Genomic DNA, 26,488 nt, shown 5'->3' with positions numbered 1-26,488 from the left:
TCTAATTGGAACAATTACAAATTCCACCGGGAGGATCGGGCGTGTCCAAAGTCTCACTGACTGTGAATGGTAAAGCCGTGACTGCGGAGGTCGAAGACAGGACCCTGCTGGTCCATCTGTTGCGCGATCATCTCAACCTCACCGGCACCCATGTGGGCTGCGACACCAGCCAATGCGGCGCCTGCGTCGTCCATATCGACGGCCGCGCCGTGAAGTCCTGCACCACGCTGGTCGGCCAGGTCGACGGCGCCAACATCACCACGATTGAAGGCATTTCCCGCGGCGACGAACTGCACCCAATGCAGGCGGCGTTCCGCGATAACCACGGCCTGCAGTGCGGCTACTGCACGCCCGGCATGATCATGTCGGCGATCGACATCGTGAACCGCCACGGCAGCGATCTCGACGAGCACACGCTGCGCCAGGAGCTCGAAGGCAACATCTGCCGCTGCACCGGCTATCACAACATCGTCAAATCGGTGCTCGACGCTGCCTCCCGCATGAAGTTGGCGCAGGCTGCCGAATAGGCCGCCTGCCCACACCCGTTTTTGTCGCCGACCACACATTCGAATGATGGCTGCGACCCGCGACGCCTGAAAACCGCGCGCGGCAGAGGCAGACCCAAGGGAGAAAATGCAGATGGGCATCGAGGGAATTGGCGCCAGGGTCGTTCGCAAGGAAGACCGACGCTTCATCACCGGCAAGGGCCGTTACGTCGACGACGTCAAGATCACCGGCATGGCGCATGCGCATTTCGTGCGCAGCCCGCACGCCCACGCCAAGATCAAGAGCATTGACGTCGAAGCCGCCAAGGCGATGCCCGGTGTGGTCGACGTGCTGACCGGTCAGCAGATCGTCGACGACAAGATCGGCAATCTGATCTGCGGCTGGGCGATCCACTCCAAGGACGGCTCGGCGATGAAGATGGGCGCATGGCCGGCGATGGCGCCGGAAACGGTGCGCTTCGTTGGCCAGGCGGTCGCGGTTGTGATCGCCGAGTCCAAGAACCTCGCCCGCGACGCGGCCGAAGCCGTCGTGGTGGATTACGAGGAGCTCCCGGCGGTCGCCGATATCAAGTCCGCGATCGCCGCCGGCGCGCCGCAGCTCCACCCGGAAGCCCCCGGCAACGTGGTCTACGACTGGGAAATCGGCGACCAGAAGGCGGTCAACGAAGCGTTCGCCAAGGCCAAGAATGTCGTCTCGCTCGAGCTGACCAACAACCGCCTGGTGCCGAACGCGATGGAGCCGCGCGCCGCGCTCGCCGACTACAACGCCGCCGAGGAGCACTTCACGCTCTACACCACCTCGCAGAACCCGCATGTCGCCCGCCTGGTGCTGTCGGCGTTCTACAACGTCGCTCCCGAGCACAAGCTGCGGGTGATCGCGCCCGATGTCGGCGGTGGCTTCGGCTCCAAGATCTTCATCTATCCCGAAGAGATGGTGGCGCTGTGGGCCTCCAAGCGCACCGGCCGCCCGGTGAAGTGGACCGGCGACCGCTCCGAGGCGTTCGTCACGGACGCGCACGGCCGCGACCACGTCTCCAAGGCGGAGATGGCGTTCGATGCCGACAACAAGATGCTGGGGCTGCGGGTCACCACCCACGCCAATTTCGGCGCCTACATGTCGCTGTTTTCGTCATCGGTGCCGACCTATCTGTACGCCACGCTGCTGTCGGGCCAGTACAACATCCCGGCGATCTATGCCGAGGTGATGGGTGTCTACACCAACACCACGCCGGTGGACGCCTATCGCGGCGCCGGCCGACCCGAGGCCTGCTATCTGCTGGAGCGGCTGGTCGAAACCGCGGCCCGCGAACTCAAGGTCGATCCGGTCGAGCTGCGCCGCAAGAACTTCATCACCCAGTTCCCGCACCAGACCCCGGTGATCATGGCTTACGACACCGGCGACTTTAATGCCTCGCTCGACGCCGCCCTGAAGGCGATCGACTATGCGAGCTTCCCGGCCCGCAAGGCCGAGGCGAAGAGCAAGGGCAAGCTGCGCGGGCTCGGCTTCTCCTGCTACATCGAGGCCTGCGGCATCGCGCCATCGAAGGCGGTCGGCTCGCTCGGCGCCGGCGTCGGCCTGTGGGAGTCGGCTGAAGTCCGCGTCAATCCGGTTGGCACCATCGAGATCCTGACCGGCTCGCACAGCCACGGCCAGGGCCACGAGACCACCTTCGCGCAGCTCGTCGCGGACCGGCTGGGCATCCCGATCAATCAGGTGTCGATCGTGCATGGCGACACCGACAAGGTGCAGTTCGGCATGGGCACCTACGGCTCGCGCTCAGGCGCCGTCGGCATGTCGGCGATCGTCAAGGCGATGGAAAAGGTCGAGTCCAAGGCCAAGAAGATCGCCGCGCATCAGCTCGAAGCGTCGGAGAACGACATCGTCATCGAGAACGGCGAGTTCAAAGTCACCGGCACCGACAAGTCGATCGCGCTGCCGATGGTCGCGCTCGCCGCCTACACGGCGCACAACCTTCCGGACGGCATGGAGCCGGGCCTGAAGGAAAGCGCCTTCTACGATCCGACCAACTTCACATTCCCGGCCGGCTCCTATGTGTGTGAAGTCGAGGTCGATCGCGGCACCGGCAAGACGTCGTTCGTCAACTTCGTGGCGGTCGACGATTTTGGCCGTCTCATCAACCCGATGATCGTCGAGGGCCAGGTCCATGGCGGCCTGGTGCAGGGCATCGGCCAGGCGCTGCTCGAACACGCGATCTACGACGAGAGCGGCCAGCTCGTCACCGCGTCGTTCATGGACTACGCGATGCCGCGCGCCGAAGACGTGCCGATGTTCAACGTCTCGCACACCACGACGCTGTGCCCGGGCAATCCGCTGGGCATCAAGGGCTGCGGCGAAGCCGGCGCGATCGGTGCCTCGGCGGCGGTGATCAACGCCATCACCGACGCGATCGGCACCAACCGGCTGGAAATGCCGGCGACGCCGGATCGCGTCTGGCACGCGATGCAGCTGCAGCAAGCGGCGGAGTAACAGGCGACGGAGTGTAGACACGTCATTGCGAGCACCCGGATCCGCGCGACGAGCGGTCCGGGCACAGGCTCCGCGAAGCAATCCCAGACGCCCTGCACCGAGCTGGATTGCTTCGTCGCTTCGCTCCTCGCAATGACGAAGGGCCCGTTAACAGATGAACATTTGATCTCTGGAAGGAGATATCCATGTACTCGACCAATTATCACCGCGCCTCCAGCGTCGACGAAGCCGTGGCGCTGTTCGGCAAGGGCAGCGACCCGAAGTTTCTCGCCGGCGGCCACACGCTGCTGCCGGTGATGAAGCAACGCCTCACCGCGCCGAGCGACGTCATCGACATCGCCAAGATCCCGGGGCTGATCGGCATCGAGGCCAGCGGCGACAGCCTGACCATCAAGGCCGCCACCACCTACTACGACATCCTCAGCAATGCCGACGTGAAGCGCATGATCCCGGCGATCGCGCATCTCACCTCGGTGCTGGGCGATCCGGCGGTGCGCTATCGCGGCACGATCGGCGGCTCGGTCGCCACCAACGATCCGGCGGCTGACTATCCGGCCGCCGTGCTGGCGCTAAACGCCACGGTGAAGACCAACAAGCGCGAGATCCCGGCCGATCAGTTCTTCAAGGGTCTGTTCATGACGGCGCTGGAAGACAACGAGATCATCACCGCGATCTCGTTCCCGGTCCCGGAAAAGGCCGGCTACTCCAAGATGCGCAACCCGGCGTCGCGCTTCGCGCTGACCGGCGTGTTCGTCGCCAAGCTGAAATCCGGCGAGATCCGCGTCGCCGCCACCGGCGCGTCGCAGAACGGCGTGATGCGGGTGCCGGTGATCGAAGAGGCGCTGAAGGCCAATTGGTCGGCCTCCGCGCTCGATGGCGTCAAGGTGTCGGACGACGGCCTGATCGAGGACATCCACGGCACCTCGGACTATCGCGCCAATCTCATCAAGGTCATGGCGCAGCGCGCGGTTGACTCCGCCGGCTGACAAACACTTATTCCACACGACGGCAGACGGCGCGCATCGAGCGCGCCGTTTTGCGTTTCTGGCGCCTGTTGCACTGCCGCATCATGGCTGCATGCAGCGCTGCGCTGAAAAGCCGCTTGCCCCGGACCGGGCGACCGTGGTGATTTCGCCGCGACCATCACGCTCCGCTGCTGCGGACAACAACAAAAGGACACCCAAGGTGCAACAGTCAGCCTCGCCCTCCGCAACTTCGCAGACCGCCGCCGGCGGCCCGCTCACCGGCATCCGCATCGTCGAATTCGCCGGCATCGGTCCGGGCCCGTTCGGGGCGATGCTGTTGGCCGACATGGGCGCCGAGGTGATCACGCTGGTGCGCGCCGGCCAGAAGCCGCAGGGCGCCGCCGCGCGCGGCCGCAAGGTCGTCGAGGTCGATCTCAAGAACAAGGAGTCGGTCGCCGGCGTGATGACGCTGCTCGATCAGGCCGACGCGCTGATCGAAGGCTATCGCCCCGGCGTGATGGAGCGGCTCGGCCTCGGCCCCGACGTCGTGCTCGGCCGTAACCCGAAGCTGGTATATGGCCGCATGACCGGCTGGGGCCAGACCGGCCCGCTGGCGCAGGCCGCCGGCCACGACATCAACTACATCTCGATCACCGGCGCGCTCGCCGCGATCGGCCCGGCCGACAAGCCGGTGCCGCCGCTCAATTTGGTCGGCGATTTCGGCGGCGGTTCGTTGTACCTCGTGGTCGGCATTCTCGCCGCGCTGCTCGAAGCCAAGCGCTCGGGCAAGGGCCAGGTGGTCGACGCCGCGATGTGCGACGGCGCCGCGTCGCTGATCACGATGTTCTTCGACATGACCGCGGCCGGCCGCTGGAAGGAAGCCCGCGAGAGCAACATGCTCGACGGCGGCGCGCATTTCTACGGCACCTACGAATGCAAGGACGGCGCCTTCATTTCGATCGGCTCGATCGAGCCGCAGTTCTACGCTCTGCTCCGCGAACTCGCCGGGCTGACCGACGCGCAGTACGACGGCCAGATGGATCCGAAGAATTGGCCGGAGTTGAAGCAGAAGCTGGTCGCTGTGTTCAAGAGCAAGACGCGCGACGAATGGTGCAAGCTGATGGAAGGCACCGACGTCTGCTTCGCCCCGGTGCTGACGATGTCGGAAGCCACCAAGCATCCGCACATGGTTGCGCGCGAGGTCTTCATCAAGCACGAAGGCCATACGCAACCGGCGCCGGCCCCGCGCTTCCTGCGCACGCCGTCGACAGTGCGCGCACCGATCAAGACTGACCTCGCCGCGCTGGCGAAAGAGTGGGGCGGCAAGTAAATCACAACATCCGAGTACGTGCCCCGGACAAAGTGCACTGCGCCGCGCAGCGGCGGAGTGCGCTGCAGATCCGGGGCCCCGGTTGCTCCGGCGATCGAGTAGTAACCGGGGTCCCAGATCTGCGGCACGCCGCTTCGCGGCGCGCCTTGTCCGGGACACGGAAGCTACTCTCCGGCGGCCAGCACAGTCCCCTCGACCTCGCCAAATCCGACGCGGTAGCCATCGGCCTGACACCAGCCGCGCATCACCAGCGAGTCGCCGTCTTCGAGGAAGCCGCGCGCCTCGCCGCCCGGCAGCTGCACCGGCTCGCTACCGTTCCAGCTCAGTTCGAGCAGGCTACCGAGCTGATCCTTCGTCGGCCCCGACACCGTGCCGGAGCCGAGCAGATCGCCGACGCTCATCGCGCAGCCGCTCGAGGCGTGGTGCACGAGCTGCTGCACCGACGACCAGTACATGTATTTGAAATTGGTGGCGCTGATCCGCGCCGGCGCGTTCATCGCCGGCGTCCGCAGCGCGACTTCCAGCGCCATATCGTAATTGTTGGCGCCCTGCTGCTGCAAATACGGCAGCGGCGTCGGATCCTGCGCCGGGCCATGCATGCGAAACGGCTCCAGCGCCTCGCGGGTGACGATCCACGGGCTGATCGACGTCGCGAACGCCTTGGCCTGGAATGGCCCGAGCGGCACGTACTCCCATTGCTGGATGTCGCGCGCGCTCCAGTCGTTGAGCAGCGTGAAGCCGAAGATCATCTGTTCGGCCTGCTGCTCGGTCAGCATCGATCCCATCGGCGACGACTGCCCGACGACGACACCGATTTCCAGTTCGAAATCCAGCCGCTTGCACGGCCCGAAGCTCGGCAATTCGGCGGACGGCGGCTTGAGCTGGCCGCGCGGGCGATGGATCTTCGTTCCACTGACGACGACAGTCGAGGCGCGACCGTTGTAGCCGATCGGAATGTGCAGCCAGTTCGGCAGCAGCGGGTTCGACTTGTCGCGGAACATCGTGCCGACATTGGTAGCGTGTTCCTTGGACGAATAGAAATCGGTGAAGCCTTCGACGCGGAGCGGCAGATGCAGCTTCACCTCGCGCATCGGGATGAGCGCCTGTCTGCGTAGCTCGGCATTGTCGCGCAACTCGGGAGTGTCATGCTGCAACAACACACTGATCCAGTCTCGAGTTTTGGTCCATGTTTTTGGGCCAAGTGTCATGAACGCGTTGATCGAGGGCTGCGCGAACACGCCGTCCGGCAGATGCAGCAGCTTCACCCGCTGCAAGGCGGCAAGGTCGAGCACGAACTCACCGATCGCGACACCGACTCGCGGTGAAGGATTGGCTGCGGTCGAGAACACGCCGTACGGCAGGTTCTGGATCGGAAAGTCGCAATCAGCCTTCACGTCGATGAAGGAGCGCAGACGCGGATCGTTCGGGTGCATACTGAATCCTAAGTCGTTAGTTGCGACATCAACTCATAAACCCGCCGTCATGGCCGGGCTCGTCCCGGCCATCCACGTGTTTGTTGCGGTTGCGCTGCTTGCGTGGATGCCCGGGACGAGCCCGGGCATGACGTTGTTAGTTCGCGCCAAAGAAACCTGGATTGCTTCGCTTCGCTCGCAATCACGAAACAAGTTACTCCGCATCCGGCTGCCGCCCCGGCTCCGCTGCAATGAACGCTTCGACCTTCATCGCTTCCGCCTCGATCTGGCGAATGCGTTCGAACGGGGCGAGGTCGGCGTCGAAGCGGCGGGCGTTGAAGATCTGCGGCACAAGGCAGAGATCGGCGAGCGTCGGGGCATCGCCATAGGCGAACGGGCCCGGCGTCTGCGCCAGCCGTGCCTCGATCGCCGCAAATCCCTGCTCGATCCACTCCTTCGACCAGCGCGCGCGCTCGATGTCGTCGACACCCAGCTCGGTCAAGCGCTTCAGGATGCGCAGGTTGCCGACCGGATGGATGTCGCAGGCGACCGCATAGGCGATCTCGCGCACGATCGCGCGGGCCTGCGGGTCCTTCGGCAGCAGCGGCGGCTCGGGATGGGTTTCGTCGAGATACTCGATGATCGCCAGCGACTGCGCGAGGTTGAAGTCGCCTTCGCGCCAATACGGCACCAGCCCAGCCGGATTGATCCAGCGATAGGCCTCGAGATTCTGCTCGCCGTTGCGCAGGTGCACGTAGCGCTCGGCGACGACGATGCCCTTCAGATTGAGCGCGATCCGCACCCGATAGGCGGCGGACGAGCGGAAGTAACCGTACAGCACGGCGCCGTCGTGCTCGTCCTGCGGGGCGATGCGGGTCATGGCCGGGTCGGATCGAAGCGCTTTTCGAGACCGCGCCAGCAATCGGCGTAGTCGTCCTGCAGCGTGCCGGCGGTCGCGGCATATTCGGTGACGCGCTGCGGATAGCGGGTCTCGAACATGAACGCCAGCGTGCCGGTCAGCTTCACCGGCTTGAGCTCGCTGTTCGTCGCGTGATCGAACGCCTCGCGGTCCGGGCCGTGCGGCAGCATCATGTTGTGCAGCGACGCGCCGCCCGGCACGAAGCCTTGCGGCTTGGCGTCGTACACGCCGTAGATCAGCCCCATGAACTCCGACATGATATTCAGGTGATACCACGGCGGCCGGAATGTATTTTCCGCCACCATCCAGCGCTCCGGGAAGATCACGAAGTCGATGTTGGCCGTGCCGGGCGTTTCCGAGGGCGAAGTCAGCACCGTGAAGATCGACGGATCGGGATGATCGAAGCCGATCGCACCGACCGGCGAGTAGGTCCGCAGATCGTATTTGTACGGCGCGTAGTTGCCATGCCAGGCGACGACGTCGATCGGCGAATGCGGCAGCTTCGTGCTATACATCGAGCCGCCCCATTTGACGTAGAGCTCGGTCGGCGTGTCCTTGTCCTCATAGGCGGCAACCGGGGTCAGGAAGTCGCGGGAATTGGCCAGGCAATTCGCACCGATCGGGCCGCGCTCCGGCAGCGTGAAGGCGCCGCCGTAGTTCTCACACAGATAGCCGCGCGCCGGGCCATCGACCAGTTCGACCCGGAACTTGACGCCGCGCGGGATCACGGCGATCTCGGCGGGCTCGATGGTGATGATGCCGAATTCAGTGACCAGCCGCAGGCTGCCCTGCTGCGGCACGAACATCAGCTCGCCGTCGGCATCGTAGAAGTGCTGATCGACCATCGACTTGGTGATCAGATACATATGCGTCGCCATGCCGGCCTGGGTGTTGACGTCGCCGGCGGTGGTCATGGTCCGCACGCCCTGCAGGAAGGTCAGTTCCTCCTGCGGCATCGGCGGCGCGTCCCAGCGCAGCTGGGCGATCGGCATGTCGTATTCGAAGCACGGCGCGGAGCGCCACAGTCCGCCGTCGGCCTTGGCAAAGCGGCCGGAGTGCTTCACCGAGGGCCGGATGCGATACAGCCACGAGCGCTCGTTGGCACCACGCGGTGCCGTGAACGGCGAGCCGGACAATTGCTCGGCGTAGAGACCGTACGCCGCGCGCTGCGGCGAGTTGCGGCCGATCGGCAGCGCGCCGGGCAGCGCCTCGGTCTCGAACGAATTGCCGAAGCCCGACATATAGCCGGGCGTGACGCCCTGCGAGCCATGGCCGAGGATCTGCGGTGCGGCATTGATGTTCATGTCATCCTCCGATCGGTCTGGGATGATCCCGGCGCGCCGGGACGATGAGCGTTATCAGCCGCCCTGCAGGGCAGCCCACATCTCGCGGTCGCGCTCGGCGGTCCAGATCACCGGATCGTCGATGCCGGACGCTTCGTCGAAGGCGCGCGCCACGTTGAACGGCAGGCAGTGCTCGTAGATGGCGAAGCTGGAGAACTTCGGATCCATCTTTTCACGCGTCGCGTCCCAGGTCTCCTTCAGGCTGTGGCCCCTGGCGACCGAGATTTCGGCGGCGCCATACAACGTGCCGACGAAATCGCGGGTCATCGCGATCGCCTCGCGCGTCGTCTCGAGCCCCTTCAGCGCGTCGCCGCGACCGGGCGCGATCGCCTTCGCGTTAAAGTCGCGAATCTCGTTCAGCGTCGTCGGCCATTCGCGCAAATATGCGTCGCCGCAGTAGCAGGCCGAGTGATACTCGACGAGATCGCCGGTGAACATCACTTCGGCGTCGGGCACCCAGGCGACGATGTCCCCCGAGGTGTGGCCGGCGCCGAGCTGCATCAGCCGCACCTCGCGCTTGCCAAGATAGATCGACATCTCACCGTCGAACGCCAGCGTGGGCCAGGTCAGCCCCGGAATGCTCTCGGCATCCTGGAACAGCCGCGGGAAGCGGCCGTATTCGGAATCCCAATCCTGCTGGCCGCGTTCCTCGATCAGCCGATAGGTCTCCTGCGAGGCGACGATACCCTCGGCGCCGTAGGCCGATGCGCCGAGCACGCGCACCGCGTGATAGTGCGACAGCACGACGTATTTGATCGGCTTGTCGGTGACGCTGCGAACCCGCTCGATCACCTTGCCCGCCATCGCCGGCGTCGCCTGCGCGTCGAACACCAGGCAGCCGTCCTCGCCGACGATCACCGCCGAATTCGGATCGCCTTCCGCGGTGAAGGCGTAGAGATCAGGACCGATCTCGGAGAACGTCACCTTCTTCTCGGCGAGGTCGGTGGTGGAGGCGAAACCCTTGGCCATGTGTGGTCCTTAGTGTTGGTCGATTAGTTTGATTTACGTACCAGTCTTTGGGTTCGTCATTCCGGGATGCGCCCCTGTTGGGGCGCAGGCCCGGAATCCATACTCCCGGCGGTGGTTATGGATTCCGGGCTCGCGCTGCGCGCGCCCCGGAATGACGAACTTGGAGGCTTTGCCCTCGGCAAACTTCGCCTCACTTCATCCCCTCACGACGCCGCCTGCTGCTCATCCACCACCCGCCGCTTCGCCAGCGTGACCGCGTCGCGCAGAACGGCGAGGTCGCCGATGTGGTTGGCGAGGATCAGCACCAGGGCGGCGTCGAGCGCGGCGCTCTGCTCGTCGCTGATGCCGCGATGCGCCTCGACGATCAGCCGGTAGGCGGCGTCCGGATCGGGGAAGTTGCTGGTTGTCGACAGCGCGGCGCTCACAACGCGGCCCTCCCGCTCGCCCGCGCCAGCGCGGCTTCGATCGCTGCGGCGGTGGGATGCCGGAAGCGAGCGGCGACATAGCCATCGGGGCGGAGCAGATAGGCCGAGCCGGGCACGGCGTCGTAGCGCTGCGCGAACGCGCCTTGCTCATCGCGCAGCGGCGCGTCGGCGCCGATCCGGAGACTGGCGACGCCGGCAGGCAGCGGCGCGCGTGCGCCGTTGGCACTTTCGAGCAGCACGAAGTTGCGGCCCGCCTGCGTGAATGCATCTGTGAGAAACAGCGCCGCGCCTTCGGCAGAGCACAGCGGCGCATCGATCAGCGCGGCGCCCGGGCGCGGACCAGCGGCCCAAGTATCAACATCGGGTGTCGACAGCGGGCTGTCGTACACCGAGGGCGTCGACAGCCTTCCGGCATTGACCATGCGCTTGGCGAAATCGACGTCCTGAGCAAGCGCCAGCACCGCGTCGCGCAGCCGTCGCTCCTGCTTGGAATGCGGCGCGATGAAATCTGTCGAGCGCGTCGAGTGACGGATGTTGTCGTCGGCGGCCTGGCTGCGTTCCACCTCGTAACTGTCCAGCAGGCTCGCGGGCGCATCGCCGCGCAGCACCAGCGCCAGCTTCCAGGCAAGGTTCTCACTGTCCTCAAGGCCGGAATTCGCGCCCCGCGCGCCGAATGGCGACACTTGATGGGCACTATCGCCGGCGAAAATCACGCGCTCGTGCAGGAAGCGCTGCATCCGGCGGCACTGGAATTTGTAGACCGAGATCCACTCGAATGAGAAATCGCCATGGCCGAGCATCCGCTCGATCCGCGGCCGGACGTTCTCCGGCAATCGTTCGACCGCCGCATCGGCGTCGGCGCCGATCTGCAGATCGATGCGCCAGACATCGTCGGGCTGGCGATGCAGCAGCGCCGACTGGCCGGAATGGAACGGCGGATCGAACCAGAACCAGCGCTCGGTCGGAAACTCCGCCGTCATCTTGACGTCGGCGATCAGGAACTGATCCTCGAACACTTCGCCGGCGAACTCCGCGCCAACCAGACCACGCAGCGCCGAGCGCGCGCCGTCGCAGGCGACGACGTAGTCGGCGGCGAGCCGATACGGCCCATCCGGCGTCTCGATCGTCAGCACCGCGTGATCATTGTGCTGAGCGAGCGCCGTCACCTTGTTGCGCCAGCGCAGGTCGATCTGCGGCAGCTCCTGCACGCGGTCGACCAGGAAGGCTTCCGCGTAGTATTGCTGCAGGTTGATGAAGGCCGGCATCTTGTGGCCAGTCTCGGGCAAGAGATCGAAGCGATACACCATCTCGCCACGGCGAAACACCTTGCCGACCTGCCAGACGACGCCCTTCTCGACCATGCGCGCGCCGACGCCGAGCCGGTCCCAGACTTCCAGCGAGCGCTTGGAGAAGCAGATGGCGCGCGAGCCCTCGCCGATGCGGTCGGCGTCGTCGAGCAGCACGACGCTTTGGCCGCGCTGCGCCAGATCGATCGCCAGCGACAGGCCGACCGGCCCGGCGCCGACGATCACCACCGGATGGCGCGCCGGGTCCCGGCGGTCCTGATCCGGGTGGCGGCGATAGCCGAACTGGAAGGACTTGCGCTCCGCCATCGGCGTTCAGCCTCGCGGACGCTGCGGTCGCGGCAAATCGCTGGTCAAGGCGTCCTCCTGCATGATAGTTTCATTTGCAACCATCTAAGCCGGTGCCGAGCCGAGGCGCAACCCGGTCCGGGAGAAAATTTTGGTGAAGCTCGATCTGTTCTCCTTCCTGCCGTTTCGGCTCAACCGGCTGGCCGCCGAAGTCAGCACGGCGCTGGCGGAGGAGTATCAGCAGCGTTACGGCCTCGATATTCCGGGCTGGCGCATTCTCGCGACGCTCGGCTTTCGCGACGACGCCTGCACGGCGCAGTTCATTGCGCAGTGCACCCGCACGCACAAATCGACCATCAGCCGGGCGGTGAATGCACTGCTGGAGCGCGAATTGATCGAACGCGTCGAGAACGAGGATGATCGCCGCGAGCTGCGCCTGCGCCTCACGCCCGAGGGGCGCGCGCTGTATCACGAGCTGGTGCCGCGGCTGAAACGCAGGGAACAGGAGATCCTGTCGTGCCTGTCGGCGCGCGAGCGCGACAGCCTCGCCGACGCGCTCGGCAAGATCGAACGGCACCTCGACCTGATCCAGGCCAGCCATGGCCACGACGACGGGCCGGCCGTCAAACCCAAGGTCTCGGCGGGCTGACGGACCCAATCACGGCATTTCGGTGACCGATGGACGAACCTCTCCGCGTCGTGCCGCGACGTAAGCGACAGTGGCGAGGTCGGCCGATTGATACTATGAAGGCGACGATCGCATTCGGATCGCCTTCCGGCTTGCCCGGATCGGCGTCCCTTCAAGGATCGGCGTTGGAATGAAGCTCCGAGGTGCGCTACTCATCGTCCTCACTCTGCTGATGGCGTCCCCGCTCCCATCGACAGCCGCGGAGGATCGCGGCGCCCGCGTCGCGCTGGTGATCGGCAATGCGAAATATCCGGACGCCGAAAAGCCGCTCAAGCAGCCGGTCAACGACGCCCGCGATCTCGCCGACGAATTGAAGCGTCAAGGCTTCGACGTCGATGTCGGCGAGAACCTCAGCGGCGATGCGATGCGACGCGCCTTCGACAAATTATACACACGCACCAAGCCGGGATCGGTCGCGCTGGTGTTTTTCAGCGGCTTCGGCATCCAGTCCGGTCGGCAGAGCTACATGATCCCGGTCGATGCGCAGATCTGGACCGAACCGGACGTCCGCCGCGACGGCGTCAGCCTCGAAACCGTGTTGGGCGAACTCAACAGCCGTGGCGCCACCGTCAAGATCGCACTGATCGACGCGTCGCGACGCAATCCGTTCGAGCGCCGGTTCCGCAGCTTTTCGGCGGGCCTCGCGCCGATCATCGCGCCCGGCAATTCGCTGGTGATGTACTCCGCGGCGCTGAGTTCGGTGGTCGGCGACAATGGCGGCGACCGCAGCCTGTTCGTCACCGAACTGCTGAAGGAAATCCGCGTCCCTGGCCTTGGCGCCGAGGAAGCGCTCAACCGCACCCGCGTCGGCGTCACCCGCGCATCGCGTAGCGAGCAGGTGCCGTGGATCTCGTCGTCCTTGGCGAACGATTTCGCCTTCGTGCCAGCAACCGGGCAAGCAACAGCGGACGGCGCGACGCCAAAGCCCGCAACGGTTCCCGCCGCCGACGCCAAGGCTGCGCCACCTCCGACGATAGAGCCGAATAAGCCTGTCGACCTCGCCAAGCAGATCGATCTGCCGCAGCCGATCGACGTGCCGAAGGAACTCTCCAAAGAACTCGGCGCGACCAAGACCGGATCGCCTTCTGATCCGAAGCAGGACGACGAGAAGGTGCGGCTGTCGCTGCGCGACGACCCGACAGTGCAGAACCTCAGCAACCGCATCGACGAAAATCCGACGGACGCCAACGCGTTCTATCGGCGTGGGCAGGTCTATGCGAGCAAGGGCGCATACTGGTCGGCCATGAAGGACTTCGACGATGCGATCCGGCTCAATCCCCGCGACGTCGAGGCCTACAACAACCGTTGCTGGGTCCGAACCGTGATCAACGAACTGCCCGGAGCGCTCAAGGACTGCAACGAGGCGCTGCGGCTGCGGCCGAATTTCGTCGATGCGCTGGACAGCCGCGGCCTGCTCAACCTCAAGAACGGCCAGTACAAGAACGCCGTCGCCGATTTCGATGCCGCGCTGAAGATTAATCCGCGGCTGACCTCGTCGCTGTATGGACGGGGCCTTGCGCGGCAACGGCTCGGCCTGAAGTCCGAAGGCGATATCGATATCAATACCGCCAAGGGATTGGATCCGAATATTGTCAAGGAATACGCCGGCTACGGGGTCGAATGACCGCGCCATGGCCTGCGGGCATTGAACCTCAGCCGCCCCGGCTGCGACGACGAGTCGAGACGACCTGACCGGCCACGTAACCTGGCTGCAGACAGCGCCGAACGACGCAGAGGTATCGCCATGTCGACCACATCCAGCTTCGTGCTTGCCCGCACCATCCTCGCCATCGGCGCCATGGCGCTCGGCGCCGGCATCGCCGCCGCGGCAGACGATGCGACCGAAGACCAGATCCTGCGCGCGCTTGCGCCGAAGAAGCCGCTAACGCGCAGCCTGTCGGCCCCGCGCGCCGCCGATCCCACCGAAACGCAATTCGTCGACACGCTGCGCAACCGGCCGTCGCGGTCGCTCTCGCTCGGCGAACGCGAGCAGATCGCCACGCTGGCGAAGGACAAGCCGGCGATCGACCTCGAAATCACCTTCGACTACAACTCCGCCAATATCAGCCGGAAGGCCGCGCCGGCCGTCGAGGCGCTCGGCAAGGCGCTGTCCAATCCGGATCTGAAGGGATCGACCTTCGTGGTCGCCGGCCATACCGACAGCATCGGCAGCGAGGCGTATAATCAGGACCTGTCCGAGCGGCGCGCCGATACGATCAAGCGGACGCTGGTCGAGAAGTTCGGCATCGCCGGCAGCGATCTCGTCACCGTGGGCTACGGCAAGAGCAAGCCGAAGGACGCAGCGCATCCGGCCGATCCGTCCAATCGCCGCGTGCAGGTCGTCAACATGACCAGCCAGACGACTGCGGCGAAATGACTTGGGCCTGAGCCCCTCGCCCTCGCATCATCCACTTCCATCGCCCGGCTCGTCCCGGGCGACCCAGTATCCCGCGGACGATGACGGGAGGAGGCTTTGGTGCCCACCGCCACGCTGCTGGCAGAGCGCTTTTGCCCTTTTGCGGTGAGGTCGCCCTGTGTAGATTTCCGCAGCGCCATGAGCGGTTTGGCCGCGCATCGATCGACCCACAGGTGCGGCGCACCATCAGCCGAGATGTCATGAAGCATGCCGATGACGCGAGTGCGCCGATGACCGAGTTATGGATCAAGACGCCTCGGCGATCGTCACCGCGGCGCGGCGTGTCGCGCGCAGCGATCCTCGGCGCCTGCGCGGCCCTGAGCTGCTTCGCGAGCGTCATCGTGCTCGCTCCTTCATTCGCCGCCGAAAAAGCCGAGCCCCCGCCGAACGGCGTGCCGGTCACTGTCGCGAAGGCGACCAATGCCTGCTTTTCCGACATGGTCCGCGTCACCGGCTTCGTGGTGCCGCGCAAGGAGGCCGTGGTGATCGCCGATACGGAGGGCAAGGTCACCGAGGTGCTGGTGCGCGAAGGCGATGTCGTCACGGACAATCAGGAACTGGTCCGCCTGGTCGGCGCGACCGGCGCGCGCTCGCTCCGCGCCCCGGCCGCCGGACTGATCACCGAACTGCGCACCGCGGTCGGCGCGCCGGCCTCGCCGCTCGCCGGACCGGTCGCACGCATCGCCGTCGGTAGCGAACTCGAGGTCGAGGCCGAAGTGCCGAGCATCCAGGCGCTGAAGGTGACGCCCGGCGCGCCGGCACGGATCGGCCGCGACGACGGCCCGGATCTCGTCGGCAAGGTGCGGCTGGTGGCGCCGCAGATCGACCGCAAGACCCAGCTCGGCAAGGTTCGGATCTCCGTCACCAACTCGCCGGCCTTGCGCGTCGGCCTGTTCGTCAAGGCCACGATCGACGCGCGGCGCAGCTGCGGCGTCGCCATCCCGAGGCAGGCGGTCGATCATCTGAAGGTGCAGGTGGTGAAGGGCAACACCGTCGAGACCCGCAGGGTGAAGATCGGGCTGGTGTCGGACAGCAGCATCGAAGTACTCGAAGGCGTCCGCGAGGGTGAGTTCGTCGTCGCCGATGCCGGCACCTCGCTACACGACGGCGATCTGATCAAGCCGATCGTCCAGGACGAATTCGACCGATCGCGGGTGCGCTAAATGGGCCTCAACGTCTCCTCCTGGTCGATCCGGCATCCGCTGCCCTCGATCGTGTTCTCCATCATCCTGCTGGCGCTCGGCTGGATCAGCTTCACCAAGCTGGCGATCACCCGGCTGCCGAGCGCCGACATTCCCGTCGTCTCGGTCGCGGTCGCGCAGTTCGGCGCCGCGCCGGCCGAGCTCGAGGCGCAGGTCACCAAGACCATCGAGGACGGTGTCTCCGGTGTCGAAGGCGTGCGCCACATCGCGTCCTCGGTCACCGACGGTCTGTCCGTCACCACCATCCAGTTCGCGCTGGAGACCAACACCGACCGCGCGCTCAACGACATCAAGGACGCGGTGACGCGCGTCCGCGCCAACCTGCCGCAGAACGTCAACGAACCGCTGATCCAGCGCGTCGACGTGATCGGCCTGCCGATCGTCACCTACGCGGCGATCTCGCCCGGCAAGACGCCCGAACAGCTGTCGTGGTTCGTCGACGACGTCGTCAAGCGCGCGCTGCAAGGCGTGCGCGGCGTCGCCCAGGTCGAGCGCATCGGCGGCGTCGAGCGCGAGATTCTGGTGTCGCTCGATCCCGACCGGCTGAAAGCCGCCGGCCTCACCGCGCTCGACGTGTCGCGCAGGCTGCGCGGCACCAATGTGGATCTCGCCGGCGGCCGCGCCGAGATCGGCAAGAACGATCAGGCGATCCGCACCCTGGCCGGCGCCAAGACGCTGAACGATCTCGCCGGCACGATGATCAGCCTGCCGTCCGGCGGCGAAATCCGGCTCGACGATCTCGGCACCGTCACCGACACCATCGCGGACCGGCGCACGTTTGCGCGCGTCAACGGCGAGCCGGTGGTGGCGCTCGGCATCAAGCGCTCCAAGGGCGCCAGCGACGTCGTCGTCGCCGAGGCGGTGCAGAAGCGCATCGATGCGCTGAAGGCGCAGCATCCGGATGTCGACCTCAAGCTGATCGATACCTCGGTCGACTATACGAAGGGCAATTACGAAGCCGCGATCTCGACGCTGTTCGAGGGCGCGATCCTCGCGGTGATCGTGGTGTTCCTGTTCCTGCGCGACTTCCGCGCCACCGTCATCGCGGCGATCTCGCTGCCGCTGTCGATCTTCCCGGCGTTCTGGGCGATGGACATGCTGGGGTTCTCGCTCAACCTCGTCAGCTTCCTCGCCATCACGCTGTCCACCGGCATCCTGGTCGACGACGCCATCGTCGAGATCGAGAACATCGTCCGCCACATGCGGATGGGCAAGTCGCCTTACGAGGCGGCGATCGAGGCCGCCGACGAGATCGGCCTCGCGGTGATCGCGATCTCGCTGACCATCATCGCGATCTTCGCGCCGGCCAGCTTCATGTCCGGCATCGCCGGGCAGTTCTTCAAGCAGTTCGGCATCACCGTCTCGGTGCAGGTGTTCTTCTCGCTGCTGGCGGCGCGGTTCGTCACGCCGGTGCTGGCCGCTTACTTCCTCAAAGACGTTCCGCACGTGGAGAAACCGCCGGGCCGTGTGCTGCGCGCCTATACGCGGCTCGTCACCTGGTCGGTGAAGCACTATTACATCACCGTGCTGATCGGGCTCGGCATCTTCGCCGCCTCGATCTGGAGCATCGTGCTGCTGCCGCAGGGCTTCCTGCCGGCGCAGGACACGGCGCGTTCGGTGATGGCGATGGAGCTGCCGCCCGGCACCCAGATCGGTACCACCGAGAAGACCACCGAGCGCATCGTCACCATGCTGCGCAAGCGGCCGGAGGTGAAGAGCGTGTTCGTCGATGGCGGCCGGGTGCCGCCCGGCATTCAGGAGGTGCGGCGCGCCTCGCTGATCATCAACTACACGCCGAAGGGCGACCGTAAACTCACCCAGCGCGAACTCGAACTGGCGATCAGCAAGGATCTCGATCTGGTCCCGGACATCCGCTACTGGTTCCTCGACGAGAACGGCCTGCGGGCGATCGCGCTGGTGGTGACCGGCGCCGACAGCAACATCGTCAACAACGTCGCCCAGGAGCTGGCGGCGCAGATGAAGCGGATCCCGATCGTCTCCAATGTGATCTCTGAAACGTCGCTGGACCGGCCCGAACTGCGCGTCGTGCCGCGCGCCGACCTCGCCGCGCGGCTCGGCGTCTCGACCGAAAGCCTGTCCGAGACCATCCGCGTCGCGACCATCGGCGACGTCGGCCCGGCGCTGGCCAAATTCGACGCCGGCGACCGGCTGGTGCCGATCCGCGTCCAGCTCGAGGATAGCGCGCGCGGCGACCTGCCGACGCTGGAGCAACTGCAGGTGCCGATCTTCGGCGGCCGCGGCTCGGTGCCGCTGTCGGTGGTGGCAGACGTCAAGTTCGATCAGGGCCCGACCAGCATCGCCCGCTACGACCGCGAACGGCAGGCGACCGTCGCGGCCGACCTGCTCGGCAACGCCGCGCTCGGCGACGCGCAGAAACAGATCGCCGAATTGCCAGTGATGAAATCGCTGCCGAAGGGCGTCCGCGTCAGCCCGTCGGGCGATGCCGAGAGCCTCGCCGAACTATCCGACGGCTTCGCCACCGCGATCACCGGCGGCCTGATGATGGTCTATGCGGTGCTGGTGCTGCTGTTCGGCACCTTCCTGCAGCCGATCACCATCCTGTTCTCGCTGCCGCTATCGATCGGCGGCGCGATCGGCGCGCTGCTGATCACCGGCAAGCAGCTCACCACGCCGGTGTGGATCGGCATTCTGATGCTGATGGGCATCGTCACCAAGAACGCCATCATGCTGGTGGAGTTCGCGCTGGAGGCGATCCGCGCCGGCAAGAGCCGCGAAGAGGCGATCATCGACGCCGGCCAGAAGCGCGCCCGCCCGATCGTGATGACCACGATCGCGATGGTCGCCGGCATGATGCCGAGCGCGCTGGCGTTCGGTGCCGGCGGCGAATTCCGCTCGCCGATGGCGCTGGCGGTGATCGGCGGGCTGATCTTCTCGACCGTGCTGTCGCTGATCTTCGTGCCCGCCGTGTTCATGATGATGGACGACATCGGCCGCTTCTTCTGGCGCTTCGGCAGCAGGCTGCTGAGCCATCGCGGCGAGCCGGAAGGCGAAGTCCGGCGCTGATACGCGGGGATGACGCTAGCTTTGAGAACCTCGCGGCTTGCGTTGATACGCTCTGCGCTGCTGGATCGGCCGGTCGAGCCGGGCGATCACGTCGGAAGGCGGCGCAGCCCCATGGCACCACGTCGAAGCGCTCTATTTATCAAACAGCCACGCCTTCGCGATCTCGCGGCGCGATGCGCCCGAGGTTTGCCGCAGTCCCCTCGCCCTCCCTTGAAGAGGGCGCGCGGAACGCCGGGTGCCGATGCACCCGCGGCCTCGTGTGCATAAGTAAAAAGCACACGAGTCAGTCACCACGGTCACACCGGAGACCTCCGGCGTTCCGCGCGCGACGGTGTTAACGGCGTATGTCGCGCTCTCCCCGGCGGACGACACGGTTTTTCGTCGCCATCCCCGATAAGCTCTTCCCGGTCCGGATTTGGACGGGGCTGCTCCTCGGGTTGATGCCACGCGCGGCATCGGGACCACACGATTTGGCCGTCCGGCGCGGTGCCGTCGTCAGCGTGTCGGCCGTCGGGGTCATGGGGAATGCCCACCCTCCCCGCCGGCGTCTGCGCCTGGCGCCCCGCCGTCCATCGCCACCCGCCCCGCGAACCGTGACGATCGCGAAACGCCCCTCTCCTCGGGGCGGGTTGATGCGGACTATAGTCCTTCTAGGAATTTTGTCAAGAGCGCCCTCGGCATCAGCTCTTACTTAAATCATGCAGGGCAAACCCCTCGTTCGTCATTCCGGGGCACGCGCGCAGCGCGTGAGCCCGGAATCCATACCCCCCGCGCTCCGTGATGAAGCTCGAGCGCGGCAACGCTGTGCGCCACCGTGAGTCCACGGGATATGGATTCCGGGTTCGCGCTGCGCGCGCCCCGGAATGACGGCGGAGAGGTTGTTAGTTGAACATGAGCGCGGTCAGGCGCGCGCCTCTGCGGGAGCTTAGTGCTCCGCCGGTGTCATCGGCGCCTGCTCGTCATCGCAGACTGCGCGAGCTGCGCTCCGCGGGCTCAGCGTTGCTGGCTGCGGGCCATCGCTGTGAGGCGGCCCATGTTCTTCAGCAGGATGCGGCCGCGGTAGACGTCGAGGATGTCGTCCTTGCGCCAGGTCTGGAGCTGGCGGTTGACGCTCTCGCGCGCGGCGCCGACGAAGATGCCGAGTTGCTCCTGCGAGATGTGCACCTCGGACCCGAAATCGGCGGCGAGCGCGCACAGCCGACGTGCCAAGCGGACCGGCAGCGGCTGCTGCACCGATTCCTCCATGCGCTCACTCATCCAGCGAATGCGCTGACTGAGTAACCCGATCAGTTTTACAGCAACCTTCGGCTCGCGCTCGAGATGATCGAGGAAATCCTCGCGCCGCAGCTCGAACAGCTCGGTGGGCTCGCCCGCGGTGGCATCGGCGGTGCGGGTCTGGCCATCCAGCACGGCGACTTCGCCGACCAGCTCGCCCGGGCCGAGAAAATTCAGGGTCAGGCGGCTGCCGTCAGAGGCCGGAGCCTCGATCCGGATCTGGCCGTTGCGGACGCCGAACAGCGCGTCGCCTCGCTCGCCCTTCTGGAACAGGACCTCGCCGGCTGCGATCTGTCGCGTATGCGACAGTGCAGCGATCCGCTTCAGATCCTCGGTCCCCAACTCGGCGAACAATGGATTGAGCTTCAGCATCACCGCGAACTCCGACTGCGTATCCATCGCGATGATCATCTCCCCCTGCGTTGCGTAACAGTTAGCCGTAGCAAATGCAGAATGGTTCAATACAAACGTGGCTCCGGTCACATACTTTTGGCCGAGAGCGGCGCGATGTGCGGGGAGCGTTACCAGCGCCGCAGCGGCTTGCCGCACCGGCGGGATCGAACCGGCCCTGATCCGGCCGCACAAATGGATAACTCACGGCCCATGATCGGCGGCGGATGCGACGCCGCAGGCGGGACAACGACATGCGACTATCCAGAATGGCCGGCCTGGTAATTGCGGTGCTGATCGCGGTGGCGGCGGTGCTGCTCACCGTCGGAATTCCGTCCGGCGCAATCACCTCGGCGATCGAGGCGCGGGTCGCCCGCGACACCGGCTACCGGATCGCCATTGCCGGCAGCAGCAAGGTGAGCCTGTTTCCCGGCTTCAACCTCACACTCACCGACGTCACGATCGACGATCCGAACAACCGCAGCCCCGACCGCCGGCTGACCATCGCCAGCCTGCGCGCCGCGCTGCCGCTCGCCAGCTTGATCTCCGGCGCCCCGCAGGTGACCGAGCTGGCGCTAACCCGGCCGGTGCTCCGCGTGCCGCTGATCCGCGACGCCGCCTCCGCGGCCGTCCGGCCGCCGACCGCGACACCGCCCCGGACCAGCGCGGTCGCGATCGCGCGCATGACGGTGAAGGACGGCATGGTGATCATGGCCAACACGGCCGATGGCGTCGAAGACCGGATCGACGGCATCGACGCGGCGATCGATGTCGATGCGCAACGCCGCGTCATCGCCAGCGGCGGCGCGCTGCTCGGCGGCAGGCCGGCGACATTCGACATCAAGGTGGACGCGGCCGCTGATGCGCAGCCGGCGCCGGTCGAGCTGAAATTCGCCGCGCCGGATCTGCTGAACGGCGCCATCGCGGCGAAGGCCGAGGTGCGGCTGCGCGGCTCGCTGCTGCAGATCAACGGCCTGTCCGGCACGCTCGGCGACGGCGCGTTCAACGGCTGGGCCTCGGTCGATCTCGCCGGCAAGCCGCAGCTCAAGCTCGACCTCGATTTCCAGCGGCTCGATCTCAGCGACGCGCGCCGACAGCCGGCGCCGGCTGGCGCGCCGTGGAGCGATGCGCGCTTCGACCTCACCGGCCTCAACTATCTGGATGCGCAGCTCCGGCTGTCGGTGGCCGAACTCAATCTCGGCGCGGCGCATGTCGCGCCGGCATCGATCGACGCCAGGCTGGCGGGCGGGACGCTGACGGCGCAGTTCGCGCAGCTCGGCGTCTATGGCGGCGAGGCCTCGGGCGAGCTCTCGATCGACGCCAAGCCACGCATCCCGGCGACCACGTTGCGGGCCAGCTTCAAGGACGTACGGGCGCGGCCGCTGCTCGCCGGGCTCGCCGATTTTGACCGCATCGACGGCAAGCTGCAGGCGGAGATGGCGCTGCGCGCCGACGGCGACAGCGTCCGCGCCATCATGGCGACGCTGGACGGCACCGCATCCGTCACTGTGCGCGACGGCGAGATCCGCGGCCTCAATGTCGCACAGATGATCCGGCGCCTGACCACGGCGCCGCTGTCCGGATGGGAGACGAACGCCACCGAGATCACCGATCTGACCGAACTCGCCGCCTCGTTCCGGATCGCGCGGGGCCAGGCCGAGACCGCCGACCTCGCGCTCGCGGGACCGCTGGTGCGGATGACCGGCGCCGGCACGATTGATCTCGGCGCCAAAGCGCTGGCGCTGAAGGTCGAGCCCAAGCTGGTGCTGACGACGCAGGGCCAGAGCCCGCAAGCCCAGAGCCCGATCTCGGGCGGCGGCTCCTCTGGCGAACCGGTCGGGCTCGGCATTCCGGTGGTGATCGACGGCCCGTGGGCGTCGCCGCGGATCTATCCCGACACGGCCGGGATCCTCGACAACCCCCAGGCCGCCTATGAGCGGCTGCGCGAAATGGGCCAGGGCCTGTTCGGACCACGCGGCGGCAGCGGCGGCTCCGGCCCCACGGATGCCGACAGCTCGCTCGGCGAGAGCATCGGCCGGCTGATCCAGCAGGGCCTGCAAAGCGGCGGCAGCGGGCGACCGCCACCGCCCGGCACGCCCGGCCGACCGGGCGCCGACCCGGATGTGAACGGGATCATCAAGCAGCTGTTCGGCCGCTGATGGTCGCTCGCCACCCGATGACCGGTGGCGTGCCTCCGGCGGACGGATGCGTTAGGGTTCAGGCATGGGATGCGAAGGATCGACGATGACGACCATGATGGCGAACGGCTGCGGACCATGGCTGCGCGCCGCAAGCATGCTTACCCTCGCGGTGCTCTGCGGCACAGCGCCGGCGCGCGCGGCGGACGAGGCTGAAGCTGCCGCGGCGAGGGGCCAGGCCGTCACCGTGCTGAAGGCGACCAAGGCGTGCTTCCCGGCGATCGTCGATGTCTCGGGCTTCGTGATCCCGCGCGATGAAATCTCGGTGCGTCCCGACCGCCCCGGCGCCCGGGTCACCGACGTTCTGGCCGAGCCCGGCGAGACCGTGACGCAGGGCCAGCCGCTGGCGAAGCTGGCCGCCGACGCCGGCGGCGGCACGGTGCAGGCGCCGGTCGCCGGCCTCGTCTCCGGTTCGACCGCGGTGATCGGATCGCCGGCCTCCGCCAAGGGCGAAGCGCTGTTCACCATCATCTCGCGCAACGAATTCGATCTGGTCGGTCAGGTGCCGACCCGCAGCCTGCCGCAGCTCGCCGCCAACCAGACGGCGACGGTAAAGATCGTCGGGATGCAGGAGGACATCGAAGGCCGGGTGCGGCGCATCTCGCCGACGGTGGAGCCGAACAGCCAGCTCGCCAGCGTGTTCGTCGGGCTGAGCTCGACCAAGCGGCTGCTGGCGAACGCCTCGGGGCGGGCAATGATCAAGACCGGCGAGAGCTGCGGCATCTCCGTGCCGCTCACCGCCGTGCTCTACAGCTCCGCCGGCACCGTGGTGCAGGTGGTGCGGCGCCAGACCATCGAGACCAAGCGGGTCGAGGTCGGACTAATGAACGGCGGCAATATCGAGATCCGCGAGGGCCTGCAAGAGGGCGACGTCATCGTCGCCCGCGCCGGCGCACTGCTCCGCGAAGGCGATACGGTGCGGCCGGTGGTGGCCACCGCCGAGCCCGCGGCGGAGTGATCCGGCGCCAGCCCGACGGGCGTCAGGCGGCGCGGACGGTGCCGAGGAAGCGGTCGAGCTCGAGCCGCAGGCGGCTGCCCTCGGTCGACAGCAGCTTGGCGGCCGACAGCACCTGCGCGGATGCCGAGCCGGTCTCGGTGGCCTCGTGCTGCACGCTGGCGATGTTCGACGACACCAGTTGCGTGCCATCGGCGGCCTGCTGAACGTTGCGGGAGATCTCCTGGGTGGCGGCGCCCTGCTCTTCGACCGCCGCCGCGATGGTCGACGCGACCTCCGACAGCTCCTCGATGGTCCGGGAGATTCCGCCGATCGCGTCCACCGACTCCCTCGTCGCCGCCTGGATCGCGAAGACCTGCTGGCCGATTTCGCCGGTCGCCTTTTCGGTCTGCGCCGCCAGCGCCTTGACCTCGGAGGCGACCACCGCGAAGCCGCGCCCGGCCTCGCCGGCGCGCGCCGCCTCGATGGTGGCGTTGAGCGCCAGCAGATTGGTCTGGCCCGCGATCATGGTGATCAGTTCGACGACATCGCCGATCCGCGCCGCCGCAGAGGACAGTTCGCCGACCTTTGTGGTGGTGGTACGCGCCTGATCGACCGCGGCGCCGGCCATCCGGGCCGACGACTGCACCTGCCGGCTGATCTCGCTGACCGACGACGACAACTCTTCGGTCGCCGACGCCACCGACTGCACATTGGTGGACGCCTCCTCGGAGGCCATCGCCACTGTGGTGGCGAGCGCCTGGGCGTGGTCGGCCGTCGAGGTCAGCGACGCCGCCGAGGCTTCCAGCTCGGTCGAGGCCTGCGAGACGTTGTTGACGATGTCACCGACCGCGAGTTCGAACTCCGCCGCCAGCCGGTTCATATCGGCCTTGCGCTGTTCGGCCTGCCGCGCCTCGGTCGCCGCCTGCTCGGCGCGCAGCCGCTCGGCTTCGATCATGTTGGCCTTGAACACGTCGACCGCCCCGGCCATCTCGCCGATTTCGTCGCGCCGTCCCACGCCGGGGATCACCACGCTGAGATCCGAGCGGGCCAGTTGCACCATCGCCCGCACCATGCCGGCGATCGCCTTGGTGATCGACCGCGCGATCGTCAGCGACAGCGTCGACACGATCAGCACCGCCAGCGCCAGCGTGATCAGCATCCAGCGCCGCACGTTGCTGATCGTCTCCTCCTGCTCGGCCTGGGCCGAGGTGGCGCGCTGGCGCACGTCGGCTTCGATCCGCTCGATGATCGGCTCGATATCCGCATAGGCCTTGGACATCGCCGCCGCGCTCTGCGCCGACTGCTGCGACGCCTCGGACCAGGCCGTGAACTGCGCCCGATAGGCCTTCAGCTTGTCCAGGATGTCCGCCTTGAGGGCCGGCGCGAGGTTCGCGGCCTCGACCGTCTTGGCGAATGTCGCCGCCGCCTTCTGGAAGGCGTCGACATAGCTGCGGTCCCGGCGCAGCATGAAATCCTTCTCGTGACGCCGCATCATCAGCATCGCACTGGTGAGAGCCGGCTCGTCGATATCTTTCAGCTTGGTCTCGATGTCGTGCACCGCGGCGCGCAGCCCTCCGTTGAGGCCGAGCTTCTCATTGAGCCCGAGCCGGATCTCGGTCTGCACCGTGGCGTCGAAGTACTTCTGATACTCGGCGAAGCCGCTGCGCAGACGACCAGCCTCACCGGCCAATCGGTCGAAACCGCGCTCCCGGGTCTGTGCCGCGAGCTGCTCGATTTCGTGCCCGATCATCTGGCCGGTCGCCTGGTGACGCTTCGACGACGCTTCATCCCGCCGCAGCAGGAAGTCCTTCTCCGAGCGGCGGACGTCCAAAAGATCCCGCGCCAGCTTGGCATTGAGGTCGAAGATGCTGCGGACGCCGTCGGCAAAGACGTGGGAGCGATCCTGCGAGTTGCTGCCGACCAGATAGATCCCGCCGAACACCGCGAGACTGAAAAGGCCGATGGCGCCGATCAGAACAATCTTATGACTCAACCGGAGGGAGAACATCTGCATACGGGCGCCTTTCCGGCACTGCTATTAATGGTTGCAAATCCGTCATAATCATCAATGAGTAGTTAGCGCGTTTGATTAAATGAAGCGTAAAGGTACCATAAGACCGACGCCTTGACGCGTGATGCCGACCGATGACGGAGCCACGGGCCTCGCGCGCGCCGAACTCGCGCACGGCCGCGTCACAAGCCATATGGTGAAGACAAGTGCGTCGCCGCCGCTATCAGGGCGGCCTGTCCAGCAGAAGGCCGGTCGCAGCAAGTACACCTCGCGCCAGGGCAGTCGCATCCGTCGCACGCGGGCGCTCCGCCTCGACAGCCGGGACGCAAGCAGACCTGCCAGACCAGAAGCTGGATCGGAGAAGGATCGCGCGGAAT

Annotated in this window: 19 protein-coding genes; 11 read left to right on the top strand and 8 right to left on the bottom strand. The window is 66.5% G+C overall.

Translation table 11 applies throughout. The features are described from left to right. The first annotated feature begins 41 nt into the window (after window positions 1-41). The 4 genes from ACFFJ6_RS01480 (at window position 42) to ACFFJ6_RS01465 (ending at window position 5,289) form a co-directional block, all read left to right on the top strand. Entirely contained in the window at window positions 42-527 is a 486-nt protein-coding gene (locus tag ACFFJ6_RS01480) for a (2Fe-2S)-binding protein (protein ID WP_378383615.1), read from the top strand. Window positions 528-639: 112 nt separating this feature from the next. After that, entirely contained in the window at window positions 640-2,994 is a 2,355-nt protein-coding gene (locus tag ACFFJ6_RS01475) for a xanthine dehydrogenase family protein molybdopterin-binding subunit (protein WP_378383613.1), read from the top strand. Between the two features lie 185 nt (window positions 2,995-3,179). Next, complete coding sequence (locus tag ACFFJ6_RS01470) at window positions 3,180-3,980, top strand: FAD binding domain-containing protein (protein WP_378383611.1); 801 nt, start codon at window positions 3,180-3,182, stop codon at window positions 3,978-3,980. Window positions 3,981-4,179: 199 nt separating this feature from the next. Beyond that, window positions 4,180-5,289, top strand: a complete 1,110-nt coding sequence (locus tag ACFFJ6_RS01465; protein WP_378383609.1) for a CaiB/BaiF CoA transferase family protein — start codon at window positions 4,180-4,182, stop codon at window positions 5,287-5,289. 164 nt (window positions 5,290-5,453) lie between these two features. Here ACFFJ6_RS01465 and fahA read toward each other — a convergent pair whose 3' ends face one another. The 6 genes from fahA to ACFFJ6_RS01435 all read right to left on the bottom strand — a co-directional run bounded on the left by fahA (window position 5,454) and on the right by ACFFJ6_RS01435 (window position 11,970). Then, entirely contained in the window at window positions 5,454-6,722 is a 1,269-nt protein-coding gene (gene fahA / locus ACFFJ6_RS01460) for a fumarylacetoacetase (protein WP_378383607.1), read from the bottom strand. A gap of 193 nt (window positions 6,723-6,915) precedes the next feature. Beyond that, the gene (gene maiA, locus ACFFJ6_RS01455) at window positions 6,916-7,581 is read right to left on the bottom strand and encodes a maleylacetoacetate isomerase (protein WP_378383605.1); all 666 of its coding nucleotides are present in this window, start codon (window positions 7,579-7,581) and stop codon (window positions 6,916-6,918) included. After that, window positions 7,578-8,924, bottom strand: coding sequence for a homogentisate 1,2-dioxygenase (gene hmgA / locus ACFFJ6_RS01450; protein WP_378383603.1), 1,347 nt, complete (start codon window positions 8,922-8,924; stop codon window positions 7,578-7,580). The genes maiA and hmgA overlap by 4 nt, the downstream gene beginning before the upstream one ends. Before the next feature lie 54 nt (window positions 8,925-8,978). Then, window positions 8,979-9,932 carry an MBL fold metallo-hydrolase gene (locus ACFFJ6_RS01445; protein WP_378383601.1) on the bottom strand — a complete coding sequence of 318 codons (954 nt, stop codon included), beginning with the start codon at window positions 9,930-9,932 and terminating at the stop codon, window positions 8,979-8,981. 203 nt (window positions 9,933-10,135) lie between these two features. Continuing rightward, window positions 10,136-10,357: a DUF2783 domain-containing protein gene (locus tag ACFFJ6_RS01440; protein WP_378383599.1), complete on the bottom strand. Its 222-nt coding sequence runs from the start codon at window positions 10,355-10,357 to the stop codon at window positions 10,136-10,138. Continuing rightward, complete coding sequence (locus ACFFJ6_RS01435; RefSeq protein WP_378383597.1) at window positions 10,354-11,970, bottom strand: FAD-dependent oxidoreductase; 1,617 nt, start codon at window positions 11,968-11,970, stop codon at window positions 10,354-10,356. The genes ACFFJ6_RS01440 and ACFFJ6_RS01435 overlap by 4 nt, the downstream gene beginning before the upstream one ends. A 130-nt stretch (window positions 11,971-12,100) precedes the next feature. On the opposite strand from ACFFJ6_RS01435, the gene ACFFJ6_RS01430 reads away from it, so the two are divergent. The 5 genes from ACFFJ6_RS01430 to ACFFJ6_RS01410 all read left to right on the top strand — a co-directional run bounded on the left by ACFFJ6_RS01430 (window position 12,101) and on the right by ACFFJ6_RS01410 (window position 19,300). Then, a complete protein-coding gene (locus ACFFJ6_RS01430; RefSeq protein ID WP_378383595.1) occupies window positions 12,101-12,598 on the top strand; it encodes a MarR family winged helix-turn-helix transcriptional regulator in 498 nt (165 codons plus the stop codon). 169 nt (window positions 12,599-12,767) lie between these two features. Then, a complete protein-coding gene (locus tag ACFFJ6_RS01425) occupies window positions 12,768-14,261 on the top strand; it encodes a caspase family protein (protein WP_378383593.1) in 1,494 nt (497 codons plus the stop codon). 120 nt (window positions 14,262-14,381) lie between these two features. Further along, window positions 14,382-15,014, top strand: a complete 633-nt coding sequence (locus ACFFJ6_RS01420; RefSeq protein WP_378383591.1) for an OmpA family protein — start codon at window positions 14,382-14,384, stop codon at window positions 15,012-15,014. A gap of 239 nt (window positions 15,015-15,253) precedes the next feature. Further along, window positions 15,254-16,216 carry an efflux RND transporter periplasmic adaptor subunit gene (locus ACFFJ6_RS01415; RefSeq protein WP_378383589.1) on the top strand — a complete coding sequence of 321 codons (963 nt, stop codon included), beginning with the start codon at window positions 15,254-15,256 and terminating at the stop codon, window positions 16,214-16,216. Then, window positions 16,217-19,300, top strand: a complete 3,084-nt coding sequence (locus tag ACFFJ6_RS01410) for an efflux RND transporter permease subunit (RefSeq protein WP_378383587.1) — start codon at window positions 16,217-16,219, stop codon at window positions 19,298-19,300. It abuts the gene before it with no gap. Window positions 19,301-20,293: 993 nt separating this feature from the next. Here ACFFJ6_RS01410 and ACFFJ6_RS01405 read toward each other — a convergent pair. After that, window positions 20,294-20,974 (bottom strand): Crp/Fnr family transcriptional regulator, encoded by a 681-nt coding sequence (locus ACFFJ6_RS01405; RefSeq protein ID WP_378385696.1) that lies wholly within the window; start codon window positions 20,972-20,974, stop codon window positions 20,294-20,296. A 245-nt stretch (window positions 20,975-21,219) separates the two neighbouring features. Between ACFFJ6_RS01405 and ACFFJ6_RS01400 the strand changes: the two genes are divergently transcribed. Together ACFFJ6_RS01400 and ACFFJ6_RS01395 are read left to right on the top strand one after the other, a co-directional pair. After that, a complete protein-coding gene (locus ACFFJ6_RS01400; protein WP_378383585.1) occupies window positions 21,220-23,124 on the top strand; it encodes an AsmA family protein in 1,905 nt (634 codons plus the stop codon). Between the two features lie 94 nt (window positions 23,125-23,218). Further along, window positions 23,219-24,121: an efflux RND transporter periplasmic adaptor subunit gene (locus tag ACFFJ6_RS01395; protein ID WP_378385694.1), complete on the top strand. Its 903-nt coding sequence runs from the start codon at window positions 23,219-23,221 to the stop codon at window positions 24,119-24,121. 22 nt (window positions 24,122-24,143) lie between these two features. Here ACFFJ6_RS01395 and ACFFJ6_RS01390 read toward each other — a convergent pair whose 3' ends face one another. Beyond that, the gene (locus ACFFJ6_RS01390; protein ID WP_446694435.1) at window positions 24,144-26,093 is read right to left on the bottom strand and encodes a methyl-accepting chemotaxis protein; all 1,950 of its coding nucleotides are present in this window, start codon (window positions 26,091-26,093) and stop codon (window positions 24,144-24,146) included. Window positions 26,094-26,488 lie beyond the last annotated feature (395 nt).

The organism is Rhodopseudomonas telluris (genome assembly GCF_042432815.1).
GTDB lineage: Bacteria > Pseudomonadota > Alphaproteobacteria > Rhizobiales > Xanthobacteraceae > Rhodopseudomonas > Rhodopseudomonas telluris.
The sequence above is the reverse complement of the archived record's forward strand: the minus strand, read 5'-3'. Positions and strand labels throughout refer to the sequence as shown.